This window comes from Lysinibacillus sp. GW823-FHT06C08 (assembly GCF_058795135.1).
The window spans coordinates 430530-454859 of record NZ_JBXAHN010000002.1; the positions used below are offsets into that span (position 1 = coordinate 430530).

Below are 24330 nucleotides of genomic sequence, written 5' to 3' on the forward strand. Positions count from 1 at the left end.
GCTTTAAAACCGTTCAACGAAGTCACGACCTATCATCTTATTAATGAAGCTTTCCTTTAATAAATAGGTATCGATAATATCTATTGCTTTCTTGACGGTATTAGATGGCAACGCATCTAAAGAAAAATAGGCTAGCTGTAAACTCTCACCATCAACCATTGCAAGCTGTCCATCTATTTGATCTGCCATAAAGACGGCCGTTACCCCATAAACTTCATCTCCATTTGGATAGTGAAAATAATCCTGCTGACCAGATAGCATCGTTATCAAACGAAGTTGGGAAGTATGTAGGCCAGTTTCCTCAAACAGTTCACGTCTAGCGGTATCCTCTAAACTTTCACCAGGCTCCATCGCTCCTCCAGGTAAACCCCACATTTTTATATCTGAGCGTAGCTGGAGAAGAATTTGTTTCTTGTCATTCAAGACAATGACCGTTGAACCTACCAAAATAAGAGGCATTGTCCCAACCTGTTGTCTTAGTGCTTTTACATAATCACTCATAACATTGCTCCTTTTTCCATCAACCGTTACCTATACCTTAACATAAATATCCAGATTCTTAGCATGCTTGTGATAAAATAAAGGGGTGATATCCTACATCTCTATCATGTAAAATAATCAATAACCTAGGTGAAAGAAGCCAATTTATTAGCGACTATCTAATAAGAGTGCAAGAAGGATTGATCTTCATGGACAGTAAAAGGAGATATAGAAATGACAGAAACAACTGGCTGGAAAAATAATGCGAAAAATCATCCATTCATCGCTTCATTTAGTGGGGGAAAGGATAGTGTATTAGCTTTATATAAAGCATCACAGGTGGGACGAGCGATAGGTCTGATTGTCATGCTGGAGGAGGAAGGGAAACGTTCTCGATCACACGGTATGCCACCTGAGCTTATACAGGCTCAAGCCGATTCTATTGGATTGCCAGTCTATACGGCTGGGGCAAGTTGGACGGATTATGAACATGTATTTATCGAACTTTTAAAAAATGCGAAAAATCTAGGGGCAGAGGTGTTAGTTACGGGCGATTTAGATATGCCTGCACACGGCTGCTGGCATGATGAGGTGACGAAAAAAGCTGGATTAAAGCTTGGCATGCCGTTATGGGAGATGAATCATCGGGATGCTGTTGATGAGTTTATTCGCTTAGGGTTTGTTACGATGGTGGTGACAGTTAATCTGTTATTAGGCATGACAGAAGAGGATTTAGGACGAGTACTTACCCCTGATTATATTAAAGAACTGGAAGAACGTAATATCGACCCTTGTGGAGAAGGGGGAGAATTCCATACAACAGTGATTGATGGACCTCTTTTCCAATATCCCATCAAGGTTCGTACATGTTCTATTATTCGAGATGGGGAATATGCATTTTTACCATTAGAACTTGCTTAAAAATAACCTAAAAACATCGATGGATGCCTGTTCTATGGCTTGTCTAAAGCAGAATATCCATAGACAATCATCATAAATACAAGCACAAAGGAGCTCACCTTTGTGTTTTTTGTATTTATAAGTATAAAATCCAAAGCAAAATGTCCAAAATAATAATTGACTAGACACTAAACGGTGTCTTATAATTAGGACACCATTTAGTGTCCTAATAGAAAGGGTGGTGGTTTTGAATAACAATCATCAAGAGCGTGACGTGTATGTAGCCATTGCTGACCCTACAAGACGCCAATTGATTAATTTATTAGCTAAGGCAGATGAGTTACCGCTTCACGAATTAACGGCTCACTTTGATATGGGACGTACTGCCGTGTCAAAACATTTAACTATCCTGAAAGACGCAGGTCTTGTGATCGCTCGAAAAGAGGGTAGGGAAACAAGATATAGGCTAAATGCGGCTCCATTGAAAGAAATACAAGATTGGATATCGATATACGAAGATTTTTGGAAAGCAAGAATTTCAAAATTACATTTATTATTGGGGGAAGACAAATGAAACCAGATGTAGCATTAGATTTTAAATTTACAAGTTCCATCGAGCAAGTATGGCATGCCTTAACTGATTCGGACACACTTGCAAAATGGATTTGGAGCAATGATTTTCAGCCGATTGTTGGCCATAAATTCCAGTTCCGAGCTGAGCCAAATGAATGGTGGGATGGTATTGTCGATTGTGAGGTACTTGAAATTGAAGAGCTACACAAACTATCTTACACTTGGACAAGTGCGGGTGAAACAACAACCGTAACATGGACATTAACACAAGCATCTGATGGGACAACTCAGTTACATCTCGATCAAGGTGGATTTAGTGAAGAAACAAAAGCTCGTCAAGGAGCAATTGAAGGAGCTAAATACGCTTGGACTAACATGGGTAGTCAGCTTGAAAAAGTATTAGCCTAGTAATTGAATCAACCTTTATGAAAAAGAGCGCAATTCCTTCAAATGAATTGTGTTCTTTCATTTTCTGAAGGTTGCTCTTCATAGGTAAATATAGTGTCCTTTTGAAAAATAGTAAACACGGAAGGAAAACAGAATGAAGATTAATCAACTTATTGCCAACAATATTAACCGTTTAGATGTCGTCTTACCCGAAGATCTATCCCTTGGCATTGCAGGCTTGTCTGGGTCAGGGAAAACTACTTTTTGTCAAACAATAGGGGAAGAATCCAAAAAACGTCTTGTTTCTTTATTACCTAAAGCTGAATATCAATATTTGTTTCCAGCGATTATGGAAACGAATTTTAGTGCCATTAAAATGGAGGATATGCCATTAGTTCTTTTTCTAGGGAAATCATCCATATCTACGAATCCACGTTCAACAATCGGTACGCATACAGGTGTATTTAAGGAAATACGTGATCGATTAGCGGAAGAGTTTCTTTTATCTCCAGAAGTTTTCTCCTTCAATAATGCACTAGGCTGGTGTCCGACGTGTAAAGGGCGTGGGACGACGAAAAATGTTGAATGTAAAAAATGTCAGGGGAAGCGCTATAGCGAGGAAGTAGAACAGCACCATCTAACATTAAGAGGTGGACAATATAGTATTTCGGATATCCATCAATTAAGTGTCGAAACGATCTATTCCTTATCAGCGGAATTAAAGATTAGTGAAGAGAAACAACATATTCTTCAAAATATTATCCAGATGAATATTGGCTATTTAACATTAAATCGTATTATGGGCACATTATCAGGTGGAGAATTAACAAGGCTGTATTTAGCTGAGTTTATGGCAACAAGCGAAAATACGGTAATTATTGTTGATGAAATCTCCGTAGGTCTTGACCATGATACACTCTTGAAAATTTTAGAGCAAATTCAACGACTTGGCTCTAAAAATCAAATTTGGCTCATTGATCATTCGGATACGGTTTTAGATACAGCAGATAAGCATCAATTCTTTGGACCAGGGAGTGGAAAATACGGAGGAAAAATCGTAGAGGAATCTCCTCGACCACAGGCTATCTATTGGGAACGTAGTCAGCTAAAACCAAAGACCTTCTATCAATTCCGTGACCTACATTGCCGCAATATCCAGATAGACGAGATAGAAATTCCACAAAATCAACTTGTCACTTTCACAGGAGAGTCTGGCTGTGGAAAATCAACACTAGTTAATGAGTGTATTGCAATGGATTTTGTAAAGCGCTATCCAAAAGATAAATTAGTGATGGTTGGGCAAGATCGAAATCAATCGATTACAAGCCGATCCACTGTTGCGACATTTCTTGATATTAAAAAGAAATTGACCAAATATAGTGAGGAAATCGATGATATTTTTCAACGCTCGATTGAAGATATTATCGAGGAACTCCCAAAGGAAGATATTGCTCATAAACGTTTAAGCTTGCTCATCAAACTTGGTCTAGGCTATTTAACGCTGGAAAGAAAAACACAAACTCTATCAACCGGTGAATTCCAATGTGTGCATTTAGTGTCAGAGCTGTTCGCCAATACGAGAAATCCTCATACACTGTTTATTTTTGATGAGCCTTCTAAAGGATTATCACAAAATATTTTAAACCAATTTATTGATAGTATTAGGGATATTCTGAAAGATGAATCAATCACCATTGTCATGATTGAGCATAATGCCTACATGCTTGAAAGCTCTGATTATATTGTAGACTTTGGTAAAAGACAGCAGGGGCCAGTGACACATCTTGATGTAGTGGATCATGAAGCATATTTTAAACAATCGCACCATACGAAAAGCACCACCGACCTAAAAATCACATCTACATTAGCATCGAAAAAGGGTATTCATTACTTACAAGACAATCCTATTCGCTATTTTAAACATGCCGAAAATATATACAAAGGTGGCATCTTAAAAAGCCTTTCATCAATGGCCCGTCTAATTTACGGTGAATATGAATCGAATAAGATTGCGCCTGTCATCGCGATTGATCTTGAAAGACATTTATACAGCCAATATAGTTTTCTATATGAAATAGGTGGTCTCATCAATCATATTGTGGCTGCCCATCCGACGAATAAGGATACGAGAAGCTTTGATTTCTTTAGCCAAGAAAATCATTGTCCTAGCTGTTCGGGTCGATTACAGATTGAAGAGTTCGATTTTGATTTAGTCATTCAACATAAAAATGTGCCATTCTGGGACGGTTTATTGTATCCAGAGGTGATGGATGTTTTTAAATACTACCAACATTCAAAATTAGCATTCCTTTTTGAAGAGATCAAAAATGAACTGGGTCAAGACATCAGTAAGAGCTATAATGATATGACTGAAGATGAAAAGCATACATTTTTATATGGTTATTGGGACAAATCATTTTATGATAAAGCAACAAAATCCTCGAAAAAATGGGAAGGCTTTAATTTTATTATTGGCCGTTATATGGTCATCTCTAAATCCATCATTAAAGAGCAAATGAAGGAAACAAGAGAGATGGTCCCTTGCCCAATTTGTCATGGCTCTGTCCTTAATCACCAAAAGAAATTACGCTTTGGTGACACGGATATTCGAGAAATAATCCGTCAACCGATTGATGAGGTCATCAAACTAGTAGGCGATTTACCACAGCTTGACAAAATCAAAGCCATTGTAGGCAGTGATATGTCATTGATACAGGATGTTTCATTACTGCCAAGAGAAGCGCAAGTATCGCTGAAAATGCTGGAATTAGAGCTTGCCAGCTTTGTTGGCTACGAGATTGTTCTGCAAAACACATTACCATTCTGGGATAAAATCAAAGATAATATTGCTGCTATCAGCCGTAAAAACCAAGTAACAATTTGTGATTTCCCGAATATTTATGAAACGAGAGACACCATCATTGATCAATATTTTACGAATGGTAAATATAAAAAACTGACGTATGTTTATGAAGCTTTCGGCTATAAAAAAATAGTGACGCAAATCAATAAAGTGAAAGGGAGTCATCCATGTCCATTCTGTAAGGGGAAAAAGGTTCTAACGGAGGATGGACTACATGACGGTGTCTATAAATTAACGGTTCCATGCGTTAGCTGTGGTGCAACTGGTATTAATGATGAGGGCCAAAAGGCAATTATCGAAGACATTGACGTACATACATGGCTAACGGGTATCGTCAGTGATGTTGTAACGGAAGGAAACCACTTGGAAGCAGTGGCGCAAATTCCTATTTTCAATCGTATTAGAGAGTTAAATAAGCAAGAAATGATGGCGGTTTATCAGTTTCTTGAACATAATCGTTAAAGTATTCGTTTCGAAGCCCATTTGCCAATTGCAAATGGGTTTTTTTATGTACTAATTTTTCCAAAAAAGTAAACAATCAGTGTCGTCTTTGACCGAGTAACCGTACAATAAGAATAGGTAAATTGGCAGTAACAGGGAGGCTTTTGTTTGAAGAAAAAGGTGTTATTATTCGGAGACATTGGCATCGACGATACGATAGCATTGATTTATGCAAGATTACACAAAGAAATCGAAATCGTTGGGTTAATTGCTGATTATGGAAATGTCTCAAGAAAAGATGCTGTATCTAATATTTATTATGTCATGAAATTATTTGATTTTCCCGAGGGAATTCCCGTTATTTTAGGAGCAGAGATTCCTCTAACTGGCGAACAGCCAACATATTATCCAGAAATACATGGAGAGCATGGGCTTGGTCCCATTATTCCGAACGAAGATCATGAAATAAAAATTGAAAACTTTTTGGAAATCGTTCGAATTATCGAGAAATATAAGGATGATGAGCTAATCATTGCTAATATTGGGCGTCTTACATCACTAGCGACCATGTTTATTCTTTATAATCAGCTCATGCAACATGTGAAGGAATTTTATATTATGGGTGGGGCTTTTTGGGTGCCAGGTAATGTTACGACCGTAGCAGAAGCAAACTTTCATGGGGACCCATTTGCGGCAAATATTGTGCTCACCTATGCAAAAAATGTCACAATTATTCCATTGAATGCTACACAGAAGGCTATTGTTACGCCTGGGATGGTTGATTATATAGACTCATTTGGCAAGACAAAAATCCTCAAACCTCTAATGGAATACTATACAAAATTTTATCAGGAACGGGACCCGTCACTACTAGGTAGCCCCGTCCATGATGCGTTAACGCTAATGGCAACGATTTATCCTGAGATGTTCATTTATGAATATTACCCTGTAACGGTCATTGAGAAATTAGATGGACCTGCTAGAGGGCAGAGCATTGCTGAAACACGACCATTTGAAAATGTAAATAACGGAGAAAAAAAACATCGTATTGCATTTGATATACACTATGACATGTTCTTCCATCATTTTATAACCATTATGACAGGCCATGATGGGCAATAGCTTATTCAAAAACACCGTCTCTTAAGACCACAAAATCAACATTCACATTTACTTTCATATCTTTATACATTTCATGCCATTTGTCTTTTGTTAAATTGGAATGTCTCACAACGCTTCTATATTTCTCACCAAAGCCAAAAATATCGGATTCCACATCCTGACTATGAGCAATGACTCTTGCTATTTCCTTCGACAATTTTTTTTCGATGGCTTTTTCAAGGGCTGCCACGCTTTCTCGGTCACCTTGATTAATATCTGGAAATACTTCTAATACCCTTGATTTGATTTTAATGTTTAAATCGAACTCAGGAGTTTTTGCATCAATTAATTTCATCTCTCTATTAGAGTGGATGGCATCAAAAGCAACAGTTATTTTATCCGCAGGTTTATGGAGTAATTGAGGTGGAATATCTTCTTTCTCCAAAATGGTTTCATATAAACCTACTTTAAACGTATCTCTGACAATTTTTACATAAAAGCTATCTTTTGCTGGAAGCGTACTAACCATTTTGCCACCTTTAAAGAGAGCCACGCCACTTAGCTCCACAAACTCACCATCTCTTTTGATGGTAGGCATAGCTAAATCTCGTCCAATGGAATAATAATCATGAGCAATCTGATGAAGTGTCGCTGAAATCATATATTCCTGTTTCACATTTTGCTCGATTAACCTGAATACATGCTGACCAATATCCTCAATATTTTTGTATTCGTAATTCAGAAATGGTGCTGCTTTACCTTCCACTACGGCCATATAAATACCGTTGCTGACGCTTGCATTTTCTAGACTAGTATCAATATAATAACGTAAATCTTCTTTTGCTAATTCTTCACCAAACAAAATAACCCTCATTTGACCGACCATTATTTTTTTAGAAAGCTTCCTGTTTGCTTCCATACGATTTCCTTTACTCGTTTCATTTTCTGTCGTCAAAACTTCCACTTTGCTTTGGAACTCTGGATTGACTTCACGAATAACGGCTGTCGCAGCTATTTTGCTTTCTGTTCCTACATCGTAGCCAACTAGTGTGGTTAATCCTACTTTATCCAATACATTCGTTTGAGCACACCCATATAAAAAAATCAATGACAGAAAAACAATAAAAGAGCATCTAAGCTTGTTCATTTTTGGGCACCTTCTTTGATGAAAACTTCTTTTTTAATATAGCCAAGATCCATAACAATATAGGGTAAATAAAAATAACGTAAAATGCTATATTGCCAAATACGGTGTTAATCGTATTGATTTCTGTACGGGTTTGAATGATCATTGTGAAAATGAAAACGATGATGGAAAATATCCAAACAAATGTCGTGGCGCGTATTTTAACTAATCGAATGACCCCGCGATAAGCAGCCCATAAATATAGACATAGATTCGGTATAATAATGAGCATCCAAAAACAAACGGCTATAAATTCAAAGCGCTCTATAAAAGGGAAGCTAATAAAACTAAACAATGTTAATGTTGCCCAAATTGTTTTTAGTAATTTTCCCTCACTGTAATAAGCAATGGACACCATCATGACTACAACATAAATCAATGTTGTAAACAACAACCCTAAATGAACAGGCTTGCGGATATTTTTTTTGTCCTTTACAAAGGGATAAATAACATTTAAGATTTCGAAGCCGATAATGGTAAAGGTCATGGAATGGGCACCCTTTAAAATGGAACGAATATCGTTTTCAAAAATTGGAAATAAACTTTCCGCAGAGGCATACTTCATTGGAAAGGCTAGCATCGGTAAAATCCATAGGGATAGTATGATGCTGAAAAAAGATACACCGACTATGACTCGAAGCCCACCTGTAAAGGCATAAATAATAATGATTAATAAAGTAGCTGACAGAAACCATGTTCCAATACTAGGGAAAATCCATGCGTGGATCACTTCAATGTAATTACGCAAAACAGAAAAAAAGGCGACGGTGCAATAAGTGACATACAAAGCATTTAAAAAATTGCCAATCCATTTTCCGAAAATATCTTGTTGAATACCATATAGATCATTGGAGCCGTAAATCTCTAAAGTTTTAATCATACAAAATGTGACGATATGTGTAGCAATACCTGCTATAAGAACTGAAATCCATGCATCCTGCCTTGCATCTTGATAGATAATACGTTGAAATCCCTGTATGCCGACCCCAATTTGAGCGCCGTGCACGACAAAAAAGAGCAAATAAGCGTTAATCATCTCTTTCGGGTTAAGTTGTATAGGATTATTCATTTATTTCACCTTCAGTTCAACCTTTTTCCGGTTTTATTGGCTCAGGCTCGAATTTATTTTTATCCTTTGGTCTTGTTAACGCAGGTCTTTTCGCTGTATATGGAATAGGCATTCTAATAATACTATCCCTCATTTCTTTCAATCTTGGTGGATAGAAAGGAGACATATACGGAGCACCCAAGCTTGATTGACGTAAAAGATGAATAAGAATAAAGCAAAAAGCTAGCATGATGCCATAAAAACCCCAAAAGCCTGCAAGGATAATGATTGGGAAACGAATCAAACGAATGACATTGCCCATCATATAGCTCGGTGAAGTGAAGGATGCCAGTGCACTTAAAGCAATGATAATTAATAAAATATTACTCGTAATACCTGCCTGCACAGCTGCTGTTCCGATTACGATACCGCCAACGATACCAATAGTTTGTCCAATTTTAGTTGGTAGCCTTGCTCCAGCTTCTCGGAGTAATTCAATAATAAACTCTAATAATAATGCCTCGAATATAGGTGGGAAAGGAACCAATGCTCTAGACTCACTTAATGGCACTAAAAAGGCTTGCGGAATGACTTCATAATGAAAAGTTAAAGCCGCCACGTAAAAAGGTGTTAAATAGACGGATAAAAAGAAGGCAGTAAGTCGTAATAAACGAAGAAAGGTAGCAATTTGCCATCGTAAGTTTTGATCTTCCTGGCTTTGAAAAAACTCAGTAAATGCTTGCGGGCAAATGATGGCCATCGAGCTACCATCCACTAAAACACCCATTTTGCCATCTAATATCGCATCACAAAATCTATCTGGCCTTTCCGTCAGCAGCATCTGGGGGAATACTGACAATGAATTATCATCAATCATTTCTGCTAAAACGGCGCTATCAAGTAGCTCATCAATATACAGATTCGTAATTCGTTGGCGCATTGTATTGACCATTTGCTCATTAGCAATGCCATTCATATATAGTAGTGAGACCGAGGTATTGGTACGCGTGCCGATTTTTAGTTTTTCATTACAAAGATCAGGACTTACTATGTAGCGACGGATCAAAGAAATATTGGTAGTTAAACTTTCATTAAACCCAACCTGTGTCCCAATTACTTGTGATTCATTTTCTGGTGCCGATAATGATCTGGATTCTCGAGTAGCTATATTGCCAATAAGAACTTGGGAGCAGCCGTCTATATGAATAACGACAGATCCATTGACCATCGATTCTACTGTTTCCTGTAGTAGATTGGATGTTACAATTTCGGGGATAGAAAGAGTTACCTCAATGGCTTCTAGTGTTTCTTGAGGATTATTTAGCAAATTTGCGATAATGTCATTGTTCAATGTCTGATCATCGACTAAATTATCTATATAAATAAGGGTAACATTCGGTGGGATTGCCTTAATGATTAAATCTGCTGCGTTATTCGTCGCGTTTCGAATCGACTGAATAAAATGATCCGTTGTCGGGGCGATCCTTACAAGACTTTCTTTTTCTTTTGGTGCCTCTTCGAAGGAGTGTGGTTGATTTTTATTGAAAGGTAGTTTAAATTTCATGCTGAATTGTAGGCTCCCTTCATAGTTAACTTCGATTATAGATTTAACATTTGAAGGATATTCTATACTTATTTCATGCTTTTTCAGTCTAAACATTGTCAGTAAATCTCTAGACAACATTTAACAGAAAGTGGTAAGATTAGTGTATTCTTAAAAACAGAAGGGAGATTAGACATTTATGCTAAAACTTATTATCGCAAATTAAATTCCCATGAATTTAATAAAAGGGCTATTCTATCATGTTTGAAACATGATAGGTCTATTTAGTATTGCCCTTTTGCGATAACGTAGAGAAGCATAATTTTGTCTGATCCATATAAACAGATACTATCGTAGCCACTAAAGTGGTTAACGTTGTTTTCTGTATATAAGAAAAGACTTTATGAGGTTTCCTCATAGAGTCTTTTTCTGTTTTTAGGAGGTGATCATTCCAATAATAATGATGTATGAATAGATAAAATCGGAGGGAATAAACATGGAAAAGTACAAATTAGTTAGCGATTATCGTCATGATGATCGATTAAAGGAAAGCTTTAATGATTTAGCGATAAAAACGTTTGGGTTGGATTTTCGAGATTGGTATAACAAAGGGTATTGGAACGACCAATATATTCCTTATTCATTTGTTCAAGAAGGAAAAGTCATTGCGAATGCTTCTGTTTATAAAATGTCGATTCGCATAAACGGCGAGCAATTAAAGGGGATTCAGATTGGTACGGTGATGACCGATGAACATTATCGTCATCAAGGCTTGGCAAAGCAGCTGATGCTGCATATCATGAAAGAGTACGAAGGAGCCTGTGATTTCATGTATCTCTTTGCCAACGAAACGGTACTAGATTTTTATCCGAAGTTTGGCTTTACTCGTATACATGAAAGTGAATTCAGCTTAGACCTTACAGCAAGTCCTATTCAACGACAGCAGACCAGCGTCCAACAGCTGACAGTTGAGCAAGATTTAGCACTCCTTGAGGATTATGCAAAAAATCGATATAACCATTCAAGTATGATTGCTGTTGAGCAAAATGAAAGTTTATTAATGTTTTATTGTACGTTAGTTTTCCCGCATGCCATTTATTATTTAGAAGAATTAGAAACAATAGTGTTCATGGAGGAAGAGGAGGGGGTGTTAAATATTTTTGATATCATCTCCTTACAGCCCATTCATATAGAGGAGTTGTTGGCCAATATTGTGAAAGATTCTACCCAAAAAGTGGTGTTTTATTTCACGCCGGAGTTTACCTTGAATGGCATGACCGCGACCATCCAACCTAATGATGACGACGCTTTATTTGTTCTTTCAAAAAAGGCGATTCTGCAAGGGAATTTCATGTTCCCTTTAACTTCGCATTGTTGATGGGAAGAGGTTGAAACAAACAATGCGCAAGCCTGTACCTTAAAAAGTACGGGCTATTTTTACAACTTTTAATGTTTTGTCAAATAACTGTAACATTGCTGTTTTACGATACAACCATCAGTTAAATGGAAATGAGGTAAAACACAATGAAAAAAATCAGTATTCTATTACTTACCGTTATTTTAGCCCTTTATATGGCCAAGCTATTTGGACAAGGTCATCAAGACGAAGTTGAATTTATTGATGAAATTGCACCAATAGCCGTTGCGTTAAATAAGCAAGATCAAGAGATATTGCCTAGTGTAATTATTGCACAGGCTATATTGGAGTCGAATTACGGTAAAAGTGAATTAGCGGTTAATGCAAATAACCTGTTTGGGATTAAAGGTAGGTATCATGGAAAGTCTATTAAAATGCCAACAGTTGAATATGAACAGAATAAAAGCTTTACAACTGAAGCAGAATTTAGAGCTTACCCTGATTGGAAAAGTGCATTAAAGGACCATCGTCAGCTATTATTAGAGGGTACCAGTTGGAATGAACAACAATATGAAGAGGTTCTGGCTGCTTCAACCTATCAAGAGGCTGCCTATGCCTTGAAAAAAAGCAATTACTCGACAGATCCTTTATATCCCGAAAAATTAATTGCTATTATCGAGCAATATAATCTGGAAAAATATGATGATTAGGAGTTTTATACATGAATATTCTCATTGCAGATGATGAACTAGATATGTTAAAGATTTTACAAAACTATTTTCAAAGAGAAGGGTTCACGGTTTTTACTGCAACAAATGGAGAGGAAGCACTTACCGTTTTTTATCAAGAAAGAATTGATTTGGCCATTTTAGATTGGATGATGCCTAAAGTAGATGGGATGATGGTTTGTCGTGAAATGAAAAGAACACAAAAGATTAAGGTCTTAATGCTTACAGCAAGGGACACAGGTGAAGATGAATTTAAGGCGTTAGCAGATGGGGCTGACGATTATGTCAATAAACCCTTTTATCCTAAGGTACTGATAATGAGGGCAAAAAAATTACTGCAAATTGAAGCTATTCAACAACTGCATGATGTGTCCTTCGATGTTACAAGTAAACGTGTTTGGCGAGCAGGGACAGAAATAGAGTTAACGAAAACGGAATTCGAGCTGTTACGAATTTTTAGTCAAAATCGGAGACAAATTTTGACGAGAGATCAATTACTAGATTTAGTGTGGGGATTGGACTATATGGGAGATCCACGAACAGTGGACACACATATTCGACGATTGCGAGAAAAAATAGGAGAGAACATTATCCAAACACACAGAGGTATTGGATATAGTACAAGCGAATGAAACAAAAAATCGGCACAAAACTAACCATTTATATTACTTTAGTAGTTATTCTTACATTTTCGATATCCCTTGTTGTAAGCCAGTTTTTCCTCCCTAAATATTATCTATATCAGCTGAATAAAAAAGTATCAGAAGCCTTTGAAACTTATCAAATTTTAGAGGATGTAGAATTGGTGAAGCGACAATTTGATGTCACGATTGTAGCAGTCCCATTGGAGGACTCCATCAATGACCTGAATGATAATTTAAGACTTCAACTGGCGAGAGAGCACATAGCCTTAAATAAATTTTGGGTCTCCGAGGAAGTACTACAAACTATCTCGGAGGATAAAATTGTAGGTAAGCTCTATGATCAGGGGAAACAAAAGTCCAGCTTTATTGTGCATTATGCGAAAGAAGGGGATCAGCTTGTCATGATTGGAGCCTCTATGGCCCATTTTACAGATATAGCCTATTTTATTAATCGTTTTAATTTAGCCTTTCTAATTGTAAGCATTTTAATTATTATAATGGTCACGGCGCTACTATCTCGGAAAATAACCAATCCATTGCATGAATTGCAACAAGTTGCAAAGGAGATTGGGGAACTGAATTTTCAACAAGCTACCATTCAAACAGGTGATGAAATCGAAGAGTTAGCAAAGAGCATTAATAAAATGAGTACAACGCTTGAATCAGCGCAGCAATTATTAACACAACGGAATCTAGATTTAAAACAATTTATGATCGGCTTAACACATGAGTTGAAAACGCCTCTCGCTCTAATCAATGTATACTCAAGTGGGATTGAAGATGGGTTGGATGATGGTACCTATTTAACAGTTATACATCAGCAAGTGGATCGTATGGAGAAAATCATTACAGATATGCTTTATTATGCCCGAACAGAAGAAAATGCTTTGAACCTATCACGTTTTGACTTTTACCAGCTACTACAAGAAATCATCCAAAGCTATCAGCCTTTGCAGGGGGAAAAACAGATTTTTCTTCAATCGGACGTAACTGAATTTATGCTCAATAGTGAGAAGGAAAAGGTCTATTATATTGTAGAAAATTTGGTGAGCAATGCACTAAAATATACATCAGACATGGAAATACAGATTTCCTTTACTTCGGGCATATTCGAAATAAGTAATCATACAACGCTACAAAATATTTCTAAAATATGGCAACCGTTCTATGTAGGTGAAAGCTCTCGAAATAAGCATTTCTCTGGAACAGGGCTTGGTCTCGCTACAGTGAAAAGTATTGCCGAACAGCTAGACTTTGTAACGGAATCCACACTATCAAATGGAAAAATAACGTTTACGATAGATTTTACAAGCAAGTAATAACCATAGGTGGTGAATGCATGAAAACACGGTTTAGGTATATTCCTAAACCGTGTTCAGACAGAAGACAAACATCTTGTTCAATTAAATACTATGTTTGGAATTAAAACGTAGAAAATCCACAGTCTAAGGTTGAGAAATGATATTCTTAACCTTTTTCTATATTTAAAGACTTAGTTTCACAGTAATAGCCTTTGCCCCCAACATAAACTTTTTCTATTTCATTCTTACTATTAGTTGCTAATTTAACTAATATTTCGGAAGGCGAGTGTAAAGAATAACCTTGTTCAAATACATAGACTTCTTTTTGCAAATGGTGCTGTTCATAAAGGTAGCAAGCTAATGCACCGTTTGAAGTTCCAGTCGCCGCTTCTTCATTGATATCGTATAGTGGAGCAAAATTTCTGCATATTATTCGATCGTCATTAAACGTATATACATGCATCCCGACAACATGATAATACTGGCTGATTTCTTTAATCTTTTCAAAATTAGGTTGCAGTGCATGTAATTGTGTTTCACTTATTATAGGAATTAAAATATCTTTTAAGCCGGTGGAGACAATTTGAATCGGGTATTGATTGTCTATAGCTTTACTGTCAATACAGTCGATAAACTCGTTTGGAGATATAACATCATAAAATTTCGGTTTGTTTTGTTCCATGAATATGATGTCATCTTTTATCGTAATAGTAAGAACACCGCTGTTTGTTTCAATCGTATAGCGATCCTTGAAAAGTTTATTTAAATGCATCAGTATTGTGAAAGAGCCAATTGTGGCATGACCACATAAATCAACCTCTTCTTTTGGTGTAAAATATTCAAATTTATAATCAGCCATTTCAGATGCTGATATAAATGCGGTTTCCGCATAGCCCAGTTGTTTGGCTATGGCCATTTTTTGAGTAGTGGTCAATGTATTTTCATTCAATACCACTCCTGCTTTATTTCCGCCTTGATGATCCTTGCTAAATGCACTTGCAACGTAAACAGATATTTTCATAAGACTCTTCCTTCCTCATTTATAGTGAATAGTAGCATAGAAATTACTAATTAAAAATATTTTTGGATATATTTTCCGTAAAGCAAGAGACAAATTATTTTAGCATCTGAAATCCTCAAAAATAGTTTGTCTACAGTCTGACACACGGTTGGAACATTCCGTTTTCACCTACTAGGAAGAACGCGGATAGTAGCTGATTCCGTTTTTGTTTTAACCTTTAACGTCAGCCCCATGATAACGATGATTATAAATAATAAGGTGAAAAGGGCAACGTCAAATGTATTCGTTATATCTTTGATGACACCAACAAGCATTGGAATGATGCCGCTAATGATATAGCCACCAAATTGAATCATCGCTGTCCATTCACTTGCCTCTTTTGGTGTAGTCGTTGCATCTAAAGGTAAAATCATTGCTAATGGAAATAAGCCACCAGCACCGATGCCCGTTAACATCGCACAGAAAATAGGTGAGATTCCGCCCATAATTAACATCATAATGCCAATAAAGGAGCTTGAAGCACAAAGTAGCATCCATGGCTTTCTCTTTAAACTATTATTTATTAAGATGGGAATGATAAAGCTACAAATCATTTGCATGATTGAAAAAATAGTGACCGTTGTTGCGGCGTAAGCGTCACTATATCCCATATCCTGTACTTTAGGAGCGAGCCATGTCGCCAAGGAGTAATAAACGCCAGATTGTAAACCGAACATGATCATAAGAAGCCAAACATATCGGTTTCCCCAAGGTAGTCGACTTTTTTGACTTGTAGAATTCTCTAAGGATTCTTGAGATTGCTTAGATTTTTTAATAATAGGAATCCAAACTATGATCCCCATAAGAGCGAATACTGACCATATCGCTAAAGCTGCGTTCCAGGATTGATGAAAAGCATGCATAGCAGGCACAACTAAACCAGCACTTAAAGACGCTCCAATTCCCATACCCGCGGAATATACACCGATCATTGTAGAAGAATATTTAGGAAATTCCTTTTTGATATAGCCTGAAATCAGTGGACCTGTTATGGCAATACCTATCCCACTAAGAATAGCGGTTACTAATAAAAATAAAGGAAAAGTTGCCACTAACCGTAAAGCTGTTGATACACCAATTAATAAAACGGATAACCCAATCGTCCATTCGATACCCCATTTTTCACTTAGCTTGCCTGCCAATGGTGCAAAAATCCCCATACAAAATACGGGAAGTGCCGTTAATAAACTGACAACAACACTCGTCATCTGCAAATCCATTTGTATATTTTTCAATACTGGCGAGATAGATGTTATTGAAGCTCGTAGATTCATAGACAGTATAAACAAAGAAAAAACGCTCCAAATTATCGGAAAGTTTTTTGATTTCGCCATCACTGAAAACACCTCTTTTAGTTATTATTTGATATACTATAGTTAACTTTTAGTTTTTAAAATAAACTATAATTAATCGACTTGTATACTATAATATACTATTTATACAAAGTCAATGAAAGGGGTGCAAACTATTGCTGGAGGAGAATATGGATTTATCTAGTCAGGTAGGTATGAACTTAAGAGAGATTCGAAAAAACAAAAGGATGAGTCTCGAAGAGCTTGCAAGTATTAGTAATGTCAGTAAACTAACATTAGGGAAAATTGAACGAGGGGAAACCAATCCAACGGTTAATATCCTTTGGAAAATATGTAGAGGGCTTCATATTCCATTAGTTTCTTTATTATCCTTTGAAGAAAATGTAGAGGTCCATCGTTTTGGCTCAGAATATCAATTTGCTGGCCATAATAACGACTGGTTTGTCGAACCTTTATTCAAAACAAATGGAACTGAGTTGTATAGAGGTCGACTTGAACCTAATAGTGAATACAGTGAGTGTCACTTAGAAGGCTCCGAGGAAATTGTACTGGTGTTGAATGGGCAATTGGAGCTAAAGGTCGGAGAGAAGACCCATCAGTTAAACCAATGGGATGTCATTAAATTCAAGGGTGAAGAACTTCACACGTATATCAACCACTCAGATGAAAAAGTACATTTAATGCTGTCATTAACGTATACAACCCCATAAGTATGGATAAAGAAAGTCATACTCTATAAGTGTACTTCCACAAAAAATCGTCCTTACTTTATACAAGTAAAGGACGATTTTTCTCTATTTAAATATACCCCCAAATCATACATAATAATGTTCCGAAAATGGTAACGAGCGCAATGACTAGCCCATAATAAATATTTGTATAGATGGCTGGTTTATCATTGGTTTCACCAGCGTGCATAAAGACAACTAACTGCAAGCCTGCCTGAATAAATGCTGTGACTAAAAGTATCGTCATTGTAATAGGCATTGAGATTTGAAAAAAGTAGACACATGCTGCAATGATGGTAAGGATAATCGACAAGGCAAATCCCATCACCTGTTTTAGTGGGAATAAATCACTCATATCACACCATTCCTTTCAAGTAAATGAAACTGAAGATAAAAATCCAAACCACATCTAAAAAGTGCCAGTATAAGGAGAAGATGAAAGATTTATTGGCTGTTTCAGGCGTTAATCCACGCGTTATTAGTTGGTAGACAATAAATATGCCCCAGAACACACCAAATGTGACATGGGCACCATGCGTTCCTAATGTTGTCAATAGGGTAGCTGTAAAGGCGCTAGTTTGTAAGCCTGCACCAACATGCACATAATGAATAAACTCATAAACTTCAAACCCAATAAATGCTACACCTAGTAGTAGCGTCAAAATATAGAATGTAATCATCGCTTTCATATAGCCTTTGCGCATAGCATGTATGCCCAGACCAATGGTAAAGCTACTTGTTAGAAGAATAAATGTTTCAAATAAAACAGGTGTTATTTCAAAAATGTCTGCGCCAGTAGGACCTGTACCCGTGCGATCCACTAGCACAAAATAAGCTGCGAACAGCGTTCCAAAAAGCATGATTTCAGCGCCGATAAATACCCAAAAGCCTAGTATATTCAATTGATTTTGCTGTGTACTATATTCTAAAGGAAGTGATTGATCGATTTTCATGATTGACTACCTCGCAATTTTGATTCCGTTTCTTTCACTTTTTCGACAGGTATATAATGTCCAGGGTCTTTTTCCAATGAACGGTGAGCCATACAAATAAAAATGCCGATAGTTGTAACAATCGTTGGAATCCACATACCAAATACAAATGAGAAGCCCCAAGCAAAGAATATACAGCCTAAAATAAATGGTATACCGCTGTTATTTGGCATATGAATGTTTTCGTATTTTTCTGGGAACAAATCATGCTGACGATATTTTGCATCCCATAAAGCTTCAGTTGAAATGACATGGGGTACTTTTGCAAAATTATAGTACGGCACAGGACTTGGTGTAGCCCATTCTAGTGTACGTGCGTCCCATGGATCTGAGCCAATGTTTCTTGGTGCATAACGAATGCTGTAATAAACGTTGTAGACAATTAACATAAAGCCAATCGTAAGACCAATAGCGCCGACAAAGGAGACCATATTCCACATACCAAAACCTGTGGATGCTGAGTAAGTATACATACGGCGTGCTTGTCCATCTAAGCCAGAGAAGAACATCGGCATAAAGGCAAGTAGGGTGCTAATCGCAATAATCCAAGCCGTCACTTTGCCGATTTTTTCATTTAACATAAAGCCAAACATTTTTGGCCAATAGTAATGTAATCCTGCTAGCATGGCAAATACAACACCAGGAATAATTACCATATGGAAGTGAGCTACTAAAAACATTGTATTATGGTATTGGTAGTCAGCTGCTGACATACCTAGCATTACCCCTGTTACGCCACCTATTGTAAAAGTAGGGATAAACAACATGGAATAAAGCATCGGTGTTGTAAAGACAATTTTTCCTTTCCACAAGGTGAATAACCAGTTAAATATCTTCACCCCAGTCGGCACAGCAATAGCCATCGTTGTTATTGAAAAAATACTATTTGTTAAAGCGCCTTGCCCCATTGTAAAGAAATGATGGGTCCATACTAAAAACGATAGGAAGGAAATAATCACCATGGAGCCGACCATCGATTTATAGCCGTAGAGATTGCGTCCAGAGAAGGTAGAAATGATCTCACTGTACAGCCCAAAGGCAGGTAAAATGAGGATATAAACCTCAGGATGTCCCCAAACCCAGAAGAAATTGGCCCATAGCATATCCATACCACCATTAGATGTTGTGAAGAAGTTCGTAGCAAATAGGCGGTCGAATGTTCCCATAACAAGTGCAACCGTTAATACCGGAAAGGCAAAAACGATAATAACGTTTGCGACTAATGAAGACCACGTAAACATAGGCATTTTCATTAATGTCATTCCCGGAGCTCGCATTTTGAGAATGGTAACAATCATATTAATACCAGTAATTAATGTACCTAACCCTGAAATTTGTAGAGCAAACAAGTAATAGTTGACCCCTACAGATTGACTAAATTCATTACTAGCAAGAGGGAAATAATTCGTCCAGCCAGCATCAGGTGAACCGCCAATAACAAAGGAAATATTTAAGAGCATAGCTCCCATGAAAAATAGCCAAAAGCTTAACGCATTCAAACGTGGAAAGGCCACGTCTCTTGCGCCTATTTGAAGCGGCACAATATAGTTCATAAAGGCCATAATAAATGGCATCGCCATAAAAATAATCATGACTGTTCCATGTGTCGTAAATATTTCATTATAATGCTGGGCATCTAGTAATTTATTATCCGGTACTGCCATTTGTGCTCGCATCATAATAGCATCCGCACCACCACGGAATAGCATAAGAATGGCTGAAATTAAATACATAATACCAATGCGTTTATGATCCACTGTTGTTAACCATTCCCGCCAAAGATAACCCCACTTTTTAAAATAAGTTAATGCTACAATAATCGCTATAACCGTTAGACCAATAGCGACCATAGATGCATAAATAGCTGGGCTTGGATGGGGTATAGCAAAACGTTCAAAGTAATCCATCTGACTATGTCTCCTTTCGACATAAACCTTATCGTAAACTAGTTTCGTTTGAGAAATTCATGATTGATTTATTGAGAGGCATGATCTTTTATGTGTGAAGAGCCATGCTGATGTCCGCCATGTTCACCCTCGGGTGCCGGTAGAAACGTTAAATGCGTTCCATTGAATGTGGACTGTCCCACATGACCTGGTTCTAATAACGTATTAAATTTTTCCTCTGTTAATAAATCTGCTGTTTCCTTTACTTCCTTCACCCATGCATCAAATTCATCATGAGTCACCGCTGTAACGTTAAACGTATTTTCCGCGAACCCTTTACCATTAAAGTTCGCATTTCTTCCCATAAACTCTCCGGGCATATCCGCAGCCAAATGCAAGGTATTCACCATATCGGCCATCGCATATTTTTGACCCCCAAGCTGAGGAATCCAGAAGCTAGTAATCGGTCCATACGAATAAAGCTTGAATTCGATTGGGCGCTCTGCAGGAATATACACATAATTTACGGTTTCAATATCTTCTTCTGGATAACTAAAATGCCATTTCCAGTTAGATGTTGAAGCATAAATGACCAATGGCTTTTCATCTTTGTATTTTTCAGGTGTCGATTCCACCTTGTAGTTACTTTGAACTGAAATAATAGACATGTACGCAACAATTAACACTGGGATACCTACACAAATTACTTCAACCATTGTGCTCCCTTTAATATGGGGAGGCTTATAGTCGGGACTTTGCTTGGAAGCACGAAATTTCATTAACATATAAGCTAAAATCACAAAAACGACTAGTACGATAAAGGACATAATCCCTATCGATAGCATAATATCTTTGGCTTGTACTTGAGCTTGAGGACCTTTTGGATCTAATACTAAAAGCGGGTCACAACCGGTTAACATAGTGACAATAGTGAAAAGACCAATTAATCTGAGCCAACTTTTTTTCATAAACAAACCCCTTTAACTGATTCTTTGAGTGGCTATCGGTTATTATAGGTTTGTATGGATTTTGATTCACAATTGATTTTTATCATAGTGGTACATACTTTGAAAGACAAGGCGTTTTGCAAGATAACACAGAACGTTCTAAAACTAAGAAAGTAATTTTAGTATAATAATATCGAGAGGGATAAGCGTCAAGTAAGGGTTTTCATAGATTTCTATGGACTAAAATTAAAAGTGGATGGCGAAAGTAATAAGGAAGTGGATGGTTATTTATCGTTAACATTATATTACGATTGACTTTTTAGCTTTTCAGACAAAGCTAGATAAAAGAGGCCATATAGAGGTGAGATTAGATGAATTGGAAACCAGATCGACATGCAAAAAAAGCTATCTATAAACAACTCGCAGAATATATTGAAAAAGGGATTGCAGACGGAACATTTCCGCCCGATAAACCATTACCATCAGAGCGATATTTAGCGAATACTTTACAGGTCAATAGAAGTACAGTTGTTAGTGCCTATGATGAATTAGAAGCAATGGGACTCATAGAACGCAATAGAGGAAGCGGTACAACCATTAGCAAAGATATTTGGGGAATCACAAGAAAGCGAATTCCGAGCTGGAATCGTTACATTGAGGCAGGCTCCTTTTTACCGAATCTACCAGTTACGCAAAAAATAAGAAAGGAGGCAGTGGAACACAAACTCATCAATTTAGCGACCGGAGAATTATCGGAGGATCTTTTTCCTAAAAGCGCATTAAGAGAGATTACAGCAACACGTTCTTTCATTGGTAGTCTTGGATATGATCACCCACAAGGAAGTGAGATTCTACGAACGACTCTTACAAATCATATTAAAACTAGCAGAGGAATTGATACAAAGCCATCTTCCATCCTCATTACTTCTGGAGCTCAACAGGCGTTACATTTGATTGTCCAATGTCTGTTAAAGCCTGGAGATGCTGTTGCGATTGAAGATCCTTCGTATAACTTCAATTTACCTATTTTTAAATCGGCTGGTTTAAAAATCCATTATCTTCCTGTTCATAAGGATGGCATTAATCCAGAAGATTTGCAAGCACTATATAAAAAGCATCGAATTAAAATGATATTTTTAAACCCAGATTTTCATAATCCAACAGGCTCTTCATTAGCTATAAAGAAAAGAGAGGCTATTCTAGAAATATCGTCCAAGCTAGGCATTCCAGTAGTAGAAGATGATCCTTATAGCTTAACAGCCTTTTCAGGTGAGAAAAGACCAACATTAAAATCATTAGATAAAAACGGAAATGTATTATACATTAGCTCCTTGTCAAAAATTGTAGCTTCGGGTTTACGAATTGGCTGGATTATTGGTCCTACATCGGTTATTGAAAGACTATCCGACGCCAAGCAACAAATTGACTTTGGCCACTCCAGCTTCACGCAATGGATAGCGAATGACTTTTTAGAGTCCTCCAATTTTAACTTGCATATAAAACATTTAGTGAAGGAATTGGAAAGACGCCGTGATACAATTATCCAAAGTCTCCATACGTACTTAAAGGATCAGGTGACATTTTTCACACCACTGGGCGGCATTCATATATGGTGCCAAGTACTAATGGAAGATTATAATGAAACACAATTATTAGAAGAATCCATTAAACGTGGAGTCATCTATGTGCCTGGCTCTACAATGGGTTCTCAAAAGGGATTTGTCCGTTTTACGTACGCCAGGGAAGATACACGGTCCATAGATGAAGGAATCAAAAGGTTTGCACAAGCACTGCATTGCCTAAATGGAAAAAGATGAGTTTTTGTCAATTATAGACAAGTGGATGGTTAAATTAACACTAATGTGGATGGTTAAAAAAGTAGGGAAAGTATTTATGATAGAAACATGGATAACCAACATCCATCAAAGCTATCGACAATCATGGACGTGTGGATCGATTCACAATTATTCGCACAAGTAATGAAATCTGTAAATAGGGAAGGTGATAGGGAAACCTTGATAGTAATGCCGAGGACATTAGGGACGAGGTAGGTCACTAATGCTAGAAGGTCCATGCTTCACAGAGGTTTTTACCAAAAAATGCTAGAAGCCCACTTTTAATAAAGAGGTTATAACATTCACAACACCTATCGTTAATGTTGTTTTAAAGCTTTACCTGTTCGAACAGTCTCATTTTTAGCTTTAGCTGCCGATGAAAAAAATCAAGGCAGTCACTACTTATTATATTTTATTGCCCACGAGAATATATAAGGGATATAGGCACTCCTTATATACTCCAATCAAATCTAGTTAAAAACATTAATTAGCCACCTAGCTCCGCACTACCATCAGCGCGCTAGGTGGCTACTTTTATAGAAAAGCTAGGGAAAATAGTTGAGTAATCTATTAATAAGTTTTAATATTCTGATTATAATAGTTTTTTGATTACTTAGCTAAGGGGGATGATGATGGTATTACAAATAGGTGAAAAAATAACATTTGAACGGACATTTACAAAGGAAGATGTAGAATTATTTACGAAGGTTTCTAAAGATGAAGGGGTTCATCATATTACACCCGACGAACAGGGGCGGATTGTAGTGCAAGGGCTACTAACAGCCACACTTCCTACAAAAGTCGGGGGAGACTATAATGTGCTAGCTCGTAACATGAATTTCGAATTTTTACGTCCCGTTTTTAGCGAGGATACGATTTGTTGTGACGTCATAATCGAGCAATTTGAACGAGATGAAAAAAATCGAACAGCCATTACAGCAATATTTACATGCATAAATCAATTGGACAAAGAGGTATTAAAGGGGAGTTTTTCAGGTATTATTTTATAAATCAAAG

22 protein-coding genes are annotated in these 24330 nt (G+C 37.1%); 12 read left to right on the forward strand and 10 right to left on the reverse strand.

The genetic code is table 11. The features are described 5' to 3' along the window. Positions 1-3: 3 nt before the first annotated feature. Positions 4-501, reverse strand: a complete 498-nt coding sequence (locus tag AC1Q6O_RS09910; RefSeq protein WP_107922250.1) for an NUDIX hydrolase — start codon at positions 499-501, stop codon at positions 4-6. Between the two features lie 213 nt (positions 502-714). On the opposite strand from AC1Q6O_RS09910, the gene AC1Q6O_RS09915 reads away from it, so the two are divergent. The 5 genes from AC1Q6O_RS09915 (at position 715) to AC1Q6O_RS09935 (ending at position 6766) form a co-directional block, all read left to right on the forward strand. Next, positions 715-1401 carry a Dph6-related ATP pyrophosphatase gene (locus AC1Q6O_RS09915; RefSeq protein WP_089986537.1) on the forward strand — a complete coding sequence of 229 codons (687 nt, stop codon included), beginning with the start codon at positions 715-717 and terminating at the stop codon, positions 1399-1401. Between the two features lie 226 nt (positions 1402-1627). Then, positions 1628-1954 (forward strand): ArsR/SmtB family transcription factor, encoded by a 327-nt coding sequence (locus AC1Q6O_RS09920; protein ID WP_036125832.1) that lies wholly within the window; start codon positions 1628-1630, stop codon positions 1952-1954. Continuing rightward, on the forward strand, positions 1951-2361 hold the full coding sequence (locus AC1Q6O_RS09925; protein WP_090001514.1) for an SRPBCC family protein: 411 nt from the start codon (positions 1951-1953) through the stop codon (positions 2359-2361). The genes AC1Q6O_RS09920 and AC1Q6O_RS09925 overlap by 4 nt, the downstream gene beginning before the upstream one ends. 133 nt (positions 2362-2494) lie before the next feature. Continuing rightward, complete coding sequence (locus AC1Q6O_RS09930) at positions 2495-5665, forward strand: ATP-binding cassette domain-containing protein (RefSeq protein ID WP_492401094.1); 3171 nt, start codon at positions 2495-2497, stop codon at positions 5663-5665. Between the two features lie 147 nt (positions 5666-5812). After that, positions 5813-6766, forward strand: coding sequence for a nucleoside hydrolase (locus tag AC1Q6O_RS09935; protein ID WP_090001510.1), 954 nt, complete (start codon positions 5813-5815; stop codon positions 6764-6766). A 1-nt stretch (position 6767) separates the two neighbouring features. Here AC1Q6O_RS09935 and AC1Q6O_RS09940 read toward each other — a convergent pair whose 3' ends face one another. The 3 genes from AC1Q6O_RS09940 to AC1Q6O_RS09950 are packed head-to-tail and all read right to left on the reverse strand — an operon-like array spanning position 6768 to position 10543. Next, entirely contained in the window at positions 6768-7892 is a 1125-nt protein-coding gene (locus AC1Q6O_RS09940) for a Ger(x)C family spore germination protein (RefSeq protein ID WP_043990350.1), read from the reverse strand. Continuing rightward, positions 7879-9000, reverse strand: coding sequence for a GerAB/ArcD/ProY family transporter (locus AC1Q6O_RS09945; protein WP_008177611.1), 1122 nt, complete (start codon positions 8998-9000; stop codon positions 7879-7881). Before AC1Q6O_RS09945 ends, AC1Q6O_RS09940 begins: the two co-directional genes overlap by 14 nt. 16 nt (positions 9001-9016) lie before the next feature. Continuing rightward, positions 9017-10543: a spore germination protein gene (locus tag AC1Q6O_RS09950; protein WP_090001508.1), complete on the reverse strand. Its 1527-nt coding sequence runs from the start codon at positions 10541-10543 to the stop codon at positions 9017-9019. 475 nt (positions 10544-11018) lie between these two features. Here AC1Q6O_RS09950 and AC1Q6O_RS09955 point away from each other — a divergent pair, with 475 nt between their 5' ends. The 4 genes from AC1Q6O_RS09955 (at position 11019) to AC1Q6O_RS09970 (ending at position 14570) form a co-directional block, all read left to right on the forward strand. Continuing rightward, on the forward strand, positions 11019-11900 hold the full coding sequence (locus AC1Q6O_RS09955; protein WP_492401095.1) for a GNAT family N-acetyltransferase: 882 nt from the start codon (positions 11019-11021) through the stop codon (positions 11898-11900). Positions 11901-12046: 146 nt separating this feature from the next. Then, complete coding sequence (locus tag AC1Q6O_RS09960) at positions 12047-12589, forward strand: glycoside hydrolase family 73 protein (protein WP_427071777.1); 543 nt, start codon at positions 12047-12049, stop codon at positions 12587-12589. A gap of 11 nt (positions 12590-12600) precedes the next feature. Continuing rightward, positions 12601-13239, forward strand: a complete 639-nt coding sequence (locus tag AC1Q6O_RS09965; RefSeq protein ID WP_427421628.1) for a response regulator transcription factor — start codon at positions 12601-12603, stop codon at positions 13237-13239. Next, a complete protein-coding gene (locus AC1Q6O_RS09970) occupies positions 13236-14570 on the forward strand; it encodes a sensor histidine kinase (RefSeq protein WP_492401096.1) in 1335 nt (444 codons plus the stop codon). The genes AC1Q6O_RS09965 and AC1Q6O_RS09970 overlap by 4 nt, the downstream gene beginning before the upstream one ends. Positions 14571-14718: 148 nt before the next feature. Here the strand turns inward: AC1Q6O_RS09970 and AC1Q6O_RS09975 are convergent, their stop codons facing one another. Continuing rightward, on the reverse strand, positions 14719-15573 hold the full coding sequence (locus AC1Q6O_RS09975; RefSeq protein WP_171364854.1) for a PhzF family phenazine biosynthesis protein: 855 nt from the start codon (positions 15571-15573) through the stop codon (positions 14719-14721). A 164-nt stretch (positions 15574-15737) separates the two neighbouring features. After that, positions 15738-16901 carry an MFS transporter gene (locus AC1Q6O_RS09980; RefSeq protein ID WP_237068831.1) on the reverse strand — a complete coding sequence of 388 codons (1164 nt, stop codon included), beginning with the start codon at positions 16899-16901 and terminating at the stop codon, positions 15738-15740. 194 nt (positions 16902-17095) lie between these two features. Here AC1Q6O_RS09980 and AC1Q6O_RS09985 point away from each other — a divergent pair, with 194 nt between their 5' ends. Then, positions 17096-17635, forward strand: coding sequence for a helix-turn-helix domain-containing protein (locus AC1Q6O_RS09985; RefSeq protein ID WP_008177595.1), 540 nt, complete (start codon positions 17096-17098; stop codon positions 17633-17635). 88 nt (positions 17636-17723) lie between these two features. Here the strand turns inward: AC1Q6O_RS09985 and qoxD are convergent, their stop codons facing one another. From qoxD to qoxA, 4 genes are all read right to left on the reverse strand, one after another. Beyond that, positions 17724-18008 (reverse strand): cytochrome aa3 quinol oxidase subunit IV, encoded by a 285-nt coding sequence (gene qoxD / locus AC1Q6O_RS09990; RefSeq protein ID WP_008177593.1) that lies wholly within the window; start codon positions 18006-18008, stop codon positions 17724-17726. Between the two features lies 1 nt (position 18009). Continuing rightward, entirely contained in the window at positions 18010-18606 is a 597-nt protein-coding gene (gene qoxC, locus AC1Q6O_RS09995; protein ID WP_008177591.1) for a cytochrome aa3 quinol oxidase subunit III, read from the reverse strand. Next, positions 18603-20552 (reverse strand): cytochrome aa3 quinol oxidase subunit I, encoded by a 1950-nt coding sequence (gene qoxB, locus AC1Q6O_RS10000; RefSeq protein ID WP_008177590.1) that lies wholly within the window; start codon positions 20550-20552, stop codon positions 18603-18605. The genes qoxC and qoxB overlap by 4 nt, the downstream gene beginning before the upstream one ends. Positions 20553-20620: 68 nt before the next feature. Further along, positions 20621-21499, reverse strand: a complete 879-nt coding sequence (qoxA, locus tag AC1Q6O_RS10005; protein WP_008177588.1) for a cytochrome aa3 quinol oxidase subunit II — start codon at positions 21497-21499, stop codon at positions 20621-20623. A 350-nt stretch (positions 21500-21849) separates the two neighbouring features. Between qoxA and pdxR the strand changes: the two genes are divergently transcribed. Both pdxR and AC1Q6O_RS10015 read left to right on the forward strand, forming a co-directional pair. After that, positions 21850-23295 (forward strand): MocR-like pyridoxine biosynthesis transcription factor PdxR, encoded by a 1446-nt coding sequence (gene pdxR / locus AC1Q6O_RS10010; protein ID WP_008177587.1) that lies wholly within the window; start codon positions 21850-21852, stop codon positions 23293-23295. Between the two features lie 650 nt (positions 23296-23945). Then, the gene (locus AC1Q6O_RS10015; protein ID WP_043990349.1) at positions 23946-24323 is read left to right on the forward strand and encodes a hotdog family protein; all 378 of its coding nucleotides are present in this window, start codon (positions 23946-23948) and stop codon (positions 24321-24323) included. Positions 24324-24330: the final 7 nt, after the last annotated feature.

Excerpts from the sequence above, each read along its gene's own strand:
- qoxB (WP_008177590.1), bottom strand. The coding sequence starts at position 20,552 with ATGGATTACTTTGAACGTTTTGCTATACCCCATCCAAGCCCAGCTATT.
- qoxC (WP_008177591.1), bottom strand. The coding sequence starts at position 18,606 with ATGAAAATCGATCAATCACTTCCTTTAGAATATAGTACACAGCAAAAT.
- AC1Q6O_RS09985 (WP_008177595.1), top strand. The coding sequence starts at position 17,096 with ATGGATTTATCTAGTCAGGTAGGTATGAACTTAAGAGAGATTCGAAAA.
- AC1Q6O_RS09925 (WP_090001514.1), top strand. The coding sequence starts at position 1,951 with ATGAAACCAGATGTAGCATTAGATTTTAAATTTACAAGTTCCATCGAG.
- AC1Q6O_RS09940 (WP_043990350.1), bottom strand. The coding sequence starts at position 7,892 with ATGAACAAGCTTAGATGCTCTTTTATTGTTTTTCTGTCATTGATTTTT.
- AC1Q6O_RS09960 (WP_427071777.1), top strand. The coding sequence starts at position 12,047 with ATGAAAAAAATCAGTATTCTATTACTTACCGTTATTTTAGCCCTTTAT.
- AC1Q6O_RS09955 (WP_492401095.1), top strand. The coding sequence starts at position 11,019 with ATGGAAAAGTACAAATTAGTTAGCGATTATCGTCATGATGATCGATTA.
- qoxD (WP_008177593.1), bottom strand. The coding sequence starts at position 18,008 with ATGAGTGATTTATTCCCACTAAAACAGGTGATGGGATTTGCCTTGTCG.
- AC1Q6O_RS09910 (WP_107922250.1), bottom strand. The coding sequence starts at position 501 with ATGAGTGATTATGTAAAAGCACTAAGACAACAGGTTGGGACAATGCCT.
- AC1Q6O_RS09915 (WP_089986537.1), top strand. The coding sequence starts at position 715 with ATGACAGAAACAACTGGCTGGAAAAATAATGCGAAAAATCATCCATTC.
- AC1Q6O_RS09945 (WP_008177611.1), bottom strand. The coding sequence starts at position 9,000 with ATGAATAATCCTATACAACTTAACCCGAAAGAGATGATTAACGCTTAT.
- AC1Q6O_RS09975 (WP_171364854.1), bottom strand. The coding sequence starts at position 15,573 with ATGAAAATATCTGTTTACGTTGCAAGTGCATTTAGCAAGGATCATCAA.
- AC1Q6O_RS09965 (WP_427421628.1), top strand. The coding sequence starts at position 12,601 with ATGAATATTCTCATTGCAGATGATGAACTAGATATGTTAAAGATTTTA.
- AC1Q6O_RS09930 (WP_492401094.1), top strand. The coding sequence starts at position 2,495 with ATGAAGATTAATCAACTTATTGCCAACAATATTAACCGTTTAGATGTC.
- AC1Q6O_RS09970 (WP_492401096.1), top strand. The coding sequence starts at position 13,236 with ATGAAACAAAAAATCGGCACAAAACTAACCATTTATATTACTTTAGTA.
- qoxA (WP_008177588.1), bottom strand. The coding sequence starts at position 21,499 with ATGAAAAAAAGTTGGCTCAGATTAATTGGTCTTTTCACTATTGTCACT.
- AC1Q6O_RS10015 (WP_043990349.1), top strand. The coding sequence starts at position 23,946 with ATGGTATTACAAATAGGTGAAAAAATAACATTTGAACGGACATTTACA.
- AC1Q6O_RS09950 (WP_090001508.1), bottom strand. The coding sequence starts at position 10,543 with ATGAAATTTAAACTACCTTTCAATAAAAATCAACCACACTCCTTCGAA.
- pdxR (WP_008177587.1), top strand. The coding sequence starts at position 21,850 with ATGAATTGGAAACCAGATCGACATGCAAAAAAAGCTATCTATAAACAA.